Consider the following 7596-nt stretch of genomic DNA (forward strand, 5'->3'; position numbering starts at 1 on the left):
GATTTCCGCTCCGGGCACTCGTTTTCCGCGGGGAGGTACTGGAGCCTCCTTCGGCGCTTTGGCGCCTGCGGGGTCTCCAGTGACCTCTCTATCCCGCAGGAGTCGAGTGCCCTCCGCTCCAATCAATAGGGAGGCAATTCAACCTAGAGTATTGCAACACACTTTTTCTAACCTTGGCAAGTGTGTTACAATCTTTTTTATATTTTGGCAGGCTGCAGTAAGAAGAGCCTGTTCACTTGCATTCTTCAATCCCCGTAACCGGCAGTAGCGAAGCCTATGCAACTTTTTTGAGTCTGCGAAGCTTCGCTCAATTTTTTCCTTTCTAAATTTATAAAGCATTTTTCCCGATTTAAATAAGCGATTTAATCTTACCTTTTCCTTGTTCTCCTCCCATATATGTCGTGTTACAACTTTTACTTTATTTTTTGAGCGTGTACATTGGGATAGTAAAGTGCAGTACGTACACTTCTTCCAACCAGACTTGTATTATTCATCAATAGATACAAATTCATATTCACTTTGGCTAGACTCTTTTGGCTTAAACATTGATTTCACCACTTATTTTTATAATTTATTAGTTGAGTTGAAGGTCTTTATTGAAAGCACTCTGTTGATTGGCGCGGAAGGCACGAAGACTCCTGCGGGAGTACGGGGCAGGGGAGACCCCGCAGGAGCGAAGTGAAGAGGAGGCTCCCCGGCACGCCCGCGGAAAGCGAAGTGCCTGGAGCGCCAATCAACAGACCTGTTTAAAAGCCTATACACCAATATTGTTATACCAAATTAACGCAGTGAATTATTGAAGTAAATGAATAAAATAAGAGGCTTCCGAGAGTTTTTCGGAAGCCTGAGGATGGTACTGACCCATCCTTTTTTTATGGATAAAATCAGATACTTTGGAAAAGATAAGGGAAAATTGAATGGTAAAAGGTGTTGCCCATGTTCAAATGGCTAGCTGGAAAAAAGTCCACCGAAGGATCGAAGCCACATAGTTTAATGATTGATGAATTAAAGGAACAGATAAAAAGTCAACTCAATGTGGGAGAAGATCTGACTTTTAGAACCATAAAACGAGATGGTGACAAACTTGTTCTTTCCTATATGAATAGCCTAATTGATACAACCACCCTTGATGAATTTATTATTGCGCCCATTCAAGACAACACCCATACCGAATGGACCTGTGAAGGAATTGCGCAAATACTCCCTATTGCCAATTTATCCGCTCAAAATCAATTAGATAAAGTAGTAGAGGGGATTAACGTAGGAAAGGTATACATTTATGTTGAAGGCCAGCCTTATGGAATACTCGGTGATGTTAGTAAAACGGTAGAAAGAGGAGTTGAAAAGGCAGAAACGGAATCACTTGTTTATGGGCCCAAAATTTCCTTTACCGAATCACTTATCGGCAATATGAATATTTTAAGACAAAACATCAAAGATATAAACCTATGCATGGAAGATTTGACGGTTGGAACAAGAACAAAAACAAAGGCAAAGCTAGTCTATATAAAAGACATAGCTGATGAAGAAAATGTCAACGCATTTCGAGAGAAAATAAGTCAACTCGAGATAGATTATGTTGCCGGCACAACAGTCCTTGGTCAATTAATTGAAAATAATAGTTGGACTGTTTTCCCGCAATTAGTGACAACAGAGCTTCCTGATCGGGTCACGATTGCCTTAATGCATGGGAAAGTTGTTGTTTTAATGGACAGGAGCCCAGACGTCTTATATGGACCATCTCCATTCTTTACCTTTTTCGAATCAACTGAAGATATATATATGCGGTGGAACATGGGGCTTACTCTAAGACTTTTACGATTATTTGCAGCTTTGTTATCTGTTATTCTAACGCCTGCCTATGTAGCAGTTTTGACCTATCATTATGAAGTCATTCCTTCGCCATTGCTTGTTTCATTGGGACAATCTAGAGCGAACGTACCATTTCCGCCTATGTTTGAGGCACTTCTGCTTGAATTTTTTATTGAGCTATTACGTGAGGCAGGAGCTAGGCTGCCAACTAAGGTCGGTCAAACTATGGGTATCGTTGGCGGTATTGTCATCGGGCAAGCTGCAGTAAACGCTGGATTTACAAGTAATATTTTAATAATTATCATTGCACTGAGTGCGCTTGGCTCATTTACAACTCCTAGTTATATAATGGGTACGGCTATCAGGATCATACGGTTTCCGATTATTTTATTAGCGGGTTTTTGGGGAGGAATTGGGATCATGCTTGCTTTTTGTTTTTTAATCATTCACCTTTTAAAATTGGACACTTTGGGTGGATCCTATCTTTCACCTGTTTATCCACTAAGGTGGAAGGATTTGGGATACAGTTTCTTTCGTGTACCAACTCAATATCTTTCAAAACGGCCATTAACGAACCACCCAATCGATGCTCAAAGATTTACAGCGCAAAAAGCGAAAAAAAAGGATGTAGATGAATAGGAGCGAACAACATGAAAGTAAATTTACATCCAAAAGAAAGTTTACTATTTAATGCTTTTCTCCTCATATTTATTATTCACTCCGTCCAAGTAGGAGTAGGGATTATCGGGCTCCCAAGGATTGTTTTTTTAAACGCAAAACATGATGCATGGATTGCTGTATTCCTTGCAGGAGTTTTCACCGCTATTATCTTGTGGTTCATGATTATGATGCTTAAACAATATGACAGTGCTGATTTATATGGCATTCATGTTGATGTTTTTGGAAAATGGCTGGGGAACTTCCTTAGTTTTGTCTATATGCTCTATTTGACAGCTGTTTTCTGTATCATTATTTTGAATTATATCGAAATCGTCCAGGTTTGGATTTTCCCTAATTTGCCAACTTGGCAGCTGGCACTTGTACTAATCCTGTTAGCTGTTTATGCTGTCCATGGCGGTATTAGAGTCATGGTTGGTGTATCTTTTCTTTCAGTTACTGGGACTTTATGGCTCTTGTTTGTTTTATGTATACCGCTGAGATATATAGACATCACTCATTTGTTTCCCATTATGAATGTAGATATCACACACATGATTAAAGGTATTAAAAGTGTAACGTTATCGATTATCGGTTTTGAATTACTTATGTTTGTTTACCCGTTTGTAAAGGAGAAACGCAAAGCTCTTTTTTATGTGCAAATGGGGAATCTCTTCACGACGCTTTCCTTTACACTTATCACATTGATATCCATTCTCTTTTTTGCGGAAGATACCCTTAGTAAAGTCATCTGGCCTGTGATATCAATGTTAAAAATTGTCCGTCTTCCCAACCTAGAAAGATTTGAATTTTTAGCTGTTTCCTTTTGGATGCTCGTTATTTTACCAAATATATGTCTCTACTTATGGGCAGCCTCAAAGGGATTTTCTAGAATAATAAAACGGACTCAGAAAATGGGGATTTGGATTATTGCAATAATTGCTTTCTGCGCATCCTTCTTCCTAAAAGCTAGATATCAAATGCAACTTGCTGCAGATCTGATCGCTAAGGCCGGATTTTATGCAGCTTATTGTTATCCTGTTATTCTTTCCATTATTGTCTACTTGAAGAAATGGTTATCAAGGAGGAAGCAATCACATGCCGAACCATCCTAAATGGAAAATGCTCGTTGTGCTTTTTTCTTGTGTAATTTTCGTTTCAGGGTGTGTGGAGAGAAAACAATTAGAAAAATTAGGACTAAGTACAGCAGTTGGATATGACTTAGAAAAAGAAAATCATATTAGGGGAACGGTTGTTGTTCATAAATTTGATCCTTTGGCTAAAAATATGACCAGAGTCATTACAAGTGAAGCTAATACGAGTAAGACCCTAAGGCAAAAACAGAATCTTGAAACGGACCAAGAGCTCGTATTTGGCCAGCTTCGATGTGTCATTTACAGTAAGGAATTAGCAGAAAGAGGCATTATCCAACTTGCTGATGCCTTAAATCGTGATCCAACTATAGGAAATACAGTTTATTTAACAGTGACTGACAAGAAGGCTTCTTCGATAATGAAAATGGAAAAAGAGAATATAAAGGTTGATCTTGGGACCTATCTATATAATCTAATTAGACAAAATGTCGAAAGTGAGCAGCTTCTTTCACCGACACTTCATGAATTTAATCATGCCTACGATGATCATGGGAAGGATCCAGTCTTACCTATTCTAAAACTTAAGAAAGGGAATGTAATTCTTTCGGGTATGGCGCTATTTCAGGATGATCGGGCTGTGGCAGAATTAAAAGGTGACAAGCTTTTTTATTTAAAAATCTTATCAGATAAATTTAAATCAGGGACGCATGAAATGGGTTTTAAACGTTCCCGATTTAAAAGGATCATCAGAAGTGAGCAAAAACATGGATATAGGACGGTTTACAATAAATTTTATCTTAATATTGATGATATTCACAGTAATACAAAAATCAAATTGGTCGATAAAAAGAATCTCCGTTTTAAAGTGGAAATAAAGATAGATTCTAGATTGTTAGAAGCCACAGAAATATTGGATTTATCTAATCCAGCGAATATTAAGTTTATCGAAAAGGTTGTAAATAAGAAAATGGAAAAGGAAATAAAAGATTTACTCATCTTTTTCCAAGAGAAAGAAGTTGATCCAGTAGGATTTGGAAATAAATATATAGCAAATAATCGCGGAAAAATGCCTAGTAAAAAGGAATGGAGAGATAAATATAAGGATGCAACATTTGAAGTTCATGTAAACAACACGATTGTCAAAACAGGTGTGACTGATTAAAAACAATTTTCTTCCTTCTTTTTCATATCTTTGTTACACTATTCACGAAAAGGAATAGAAGAGGGTTGCAGGTGATAAGATGAAGGCTCGGTTTTTGTTAATTTTTTTAGTAATTAGTACACTGTTAATGACGGCATGTGGAAAAAAAGAAATTGAAAATCCTTTAAATTGGCCGGTAAAGGATTTTACGGCTACTACACAGGATAACAAGCAATTAGGATTAAAAGATTTAAAGGGTAAAGTGTGGATTTCTGATTTTATTTTTACAAGCTGTGTGGACGTTTGCCCGCCAATGACATCTAATATGAGTAAAATACAAAAAATGGTGAAAGAGGAAGGCTTGAAGGATGTGGAATTCGTCTCCTTTAGTGTTGATCCAACAGTAGATACACCTGAAGTATTGACTCGTTATGCCAATCAATTTGGTGTAGATTTTAAAAATTGGACGTTTCTAACAGGGTATTCTCAAGCGTTTATTGAAGAATATGCAATGAAAAACTTTAAAACGATTGTCAAAAAACCAGAAGAGGGCAATCAAGTCATACATCAAACCTATCTTTATTTAGTTGATCAGGAAGGAAATATCCAAAAATCATATAAAGGGGACAGGGATGTTCCTTTTGATGATATAATCAACGATATTAAAGTATTGCAATAGACCTTTAAATGGGTCTATTTTTTTGGGCAGGAATAGGATATAGTACATATTTGTTTTGAATGAATATAGTCGTGTTATAATAAAGTGAAACTTCAAACTGCCCTTTATACGGGATAATATTACTTTAGAAGGCAGGTGATTAAAAAATGAAAAAGTTTTTCACCCCTCTAATTCTCTCGGTAGTATTATTATGTTCATGCAGTTCATCCAATCCTTTGGTGCTACATCAGGAAAAGAAAGTAGCAGCACAGGTTTTTGCACAAATCCCCGCTGATTTTTACCCGCGAAAATTGACGATAGTATCTGCTGGAGATTCTTTAACACAAGGTGTTGGCGATAGTACTGATCAAGGCGGTTACTTGCCTTACTTAAAAACGATGCTAGAAAAAGAAAAAGGAATCACGGAAGTTGATTTTGATAATTTTGGGGTAACGGGTAATCGGACAACACAGCTGTTAAAAAGACTCAAAACGCCTGAAATGAAGGAAGTATTACAAAAAGCGGATATGGTCATCCTAACAATCGGTGGAAATGATATTATGAAAGTCGTAAAGGACAATATTTCGAACCTTCAAGTATCTGATTTCATCAAGGAAAAAGAATCCTATCGTAATCATTTATCACAAATTATGGAGGCAATTGTTCAGGAAAATCCAAACGCGTCCATCGTGCTGGTAGGGTTGTACAATCCATTTTCAAAGTGGTTTTCCGATATTAAAGAAATGGATGAAATTGTTGCTGACTGGAATCAAGTTGGTCAAAGTGTAATTACTAATTATCCAAATGCCTACTTCGTTGAGATAGAAGATGTGTTTTTAAATACGACCGAAGATCTTTTGTTTACCGATCATTTCCACCCAAATGACAAAGGATATGAACTGATTGCCGAAAGGCTGAACGAGACTTTGAGTGAGCGAGTAATACCTGACCTGGAGAAAAACCCATATACGGTCAGTACAGAGGAGAATTAGATGAAAAACAAATGGAAAATTGGATTCTTTCTTTTGTTAGGAATTAACCTTTTGTTCGCCATAATTATTTTATCACTTGCAATGGCTCCGTCGAATGAGAAGGAAATCAGCAAATTAAAGAGTCCAATTGGTGAGCAAGTTTCTTTTCATGTTAAATCAAACAAGTATGACTTAAATAGGCTTATTAACCATTATCTTAAAGAAGAAGCTGCTGGTTCTTCGATTGATTATCGGGTCATATTAGGTGATGAAGTTGAACTATACGGAACGTTACCATTTTTTAGTGAAAAACTAAATTTGAAATTGACCTTTGAACCTAAAGCGCAAAAAAATGGTGATTTGGTTTTGGCGCAACAATCAATGTCGGTCGGTAAGTTAAATCTGCCGATTTCATACGTGTTAAACTTTATTAGTGAAAATTATAAGCTGCCTAAAGGAGTCGATATTAGACCGAATGATCATCTCGTCTATATCCATATGCAGCAATTAAAACTGAAGAGCAATCTGAAAATCAAAGCAGATAAATTTGATCTAAAGAAAGATGATATTACTTTTACCATTTTAGTGCCCGTTAAGTAGGTGCCTCGTTTTTTACGGGGCACCAATTTTTTTCAATTCTTGATGCTGATAAATTGAAATTCTGGCGTGCCTTTTGATAACCCGAGAAAAACAATGGTATAACTCTCATTTGTCTTAAACTGTACTTTTGACATCGGTAAGACAATCTCTTTGCTGCCTGCAATCCTAACCTCTAGGTCTACCGTCATTGGTGTTAGTCCTAAATAATCGGTTGCTTGTTTATAAGAAACCATAGGGAAAATAACATCGCGATCCTTCACGGCAATATCAAGCGGCGGGGTATCTGGTGATAAGTGGATAAAGCGGACCTTTGCTTCATTTAAAGGAACCTCCGGTTGGTTCAAATAAATAAGTAGGCGCATCTTTTTGATAGTATCAATTGTTGTCAGTGTGTACGACTTTCCTGCCTCAACTGTTATTTTTTTATTTAAAACGCTATCAACCATGTTTCCGGCTGGGTAAATATCAACATGGTATTTACCAGGATTTAATGAAAGTACTTGGCTTACATGTTTAAATGGCAGATCCATTATTACTCGCTTTCCATTTATATACATATCAATGTTAGGGGAATCATGGGAGGTGTGAAGCAGGCGGACTTTTGCTTCTCCCAGCTGTATTTTGGAATTTGTACGCATTATGTTCAATGCTTTATTCATGTAT

At 37.0% G+C, this 7596-nt stretch carries 7 protein-coding genes and 1 pseudogene; 6 read left to right on the forward strand and 2 right to left on the reverse strand.

The genetic code is table 11. The features are described from left to right. Positions 1-138: 138 nt before the first annotated feature. Positions 139-486 (reverse strand): annotated as a pseudogene (locus V7150_RS12875) (transposase); the annotation flags it as partial. A gap of 450 nt (positions 487-936) precedes the next feature. Here V7150_RS12875 and V7150_RS12880 point away from each other — a divergent pair. The 6 genes from V7150_RS12880 (at position 937) to V7150_RS12905 (ending at position 6933) form a co-directional block, all read left to right on the forward strand. Further along, entirely contained in the window at positions 937-2451 is a 1515-nt protein-coding gene (locus V7150_RS12880; RefSeq protein WP_335518590.1) for a spore germination protein, read from the forward strand. A gap of 11 nt (positions 2452-2462) precedes the next feature. Further along, positions 2463-3584: a GerAB/ArcD/ProY family transporter gene (locus V7150_RS12885; RefSeq protein WP_335518592.1), complete on the forward strand. Its 1122-nt coding sequence runs from the start codon at positions 2463-2465 to the stop codon at positions 3582-3584. Beyond that, positions 3568-4725: a Ger(x)C family spore germination protein gene (locus tag V7150_RS12890; protein ID WP_335518594.1), complete on the forward strand. Its 1158-nt coding sequence runs from the start codon at positions 3568-3570 to the stop codon at positions 4723-4725. Before V7150_RS12885 ends, V7150_RS12890 begins: the two co-directional genes overlap by 17 nt. Positions 4726-4804: 79 nt before the next feature. Next, entirely contained in the window at positions 4805-5383 is a 579-nt protein-coding gene (locus V7150_RS12895; protein WP_335518597.1) for an SCO family protein, read from the forward strand. 146 nt (positions 5384-5529) lie between these two features. Continuing rightward, positions 5530-6354, forward strand: a complete 825-nt coding sequence (locus V7150_RS12900) for an SGNH/GDSL hydrolase family protein (protein ID WP_335518600.1) — start codon at positions 5530-5532, stop codon at positions 6352-6354. Beyond that, on the forward strand, positions 6355-6933 hold the full coding sequence (locus tag V7150_RS12905) for a YpmS family protein (RefSeq protein ID WP_335518603.1): 579 nt from the start codon (positions 6355-6357) through the stop codon (positions 6931-6933). It abuts the gene before it with no gap. A gap of 32 nt (positions 6934-6965) precedes the next feature. Here the strand turns inward: V7150_RS12905 and V7150_RS12910 are convergent. Beyond that, a partial coding sequence (locus V7150_RS12910) for a DUF4397 domain-containing protein (protein ID WP_335518606.1) occupies positions 6966-7596 on the reverse strand: 631 nt, incomplete at its 5' end.

Origin of the sequence: Neobacillus drentensis (assembly GCF_036965245.1) — a bacterium.
In the GTDB taxonomy this organism is placed as follows: domain Bacteria; phylum Bacillota; class Bacilli; order Bacillales; family Cytobacillaceae; genus Neobacillus; species Neobacillus drentensis_G.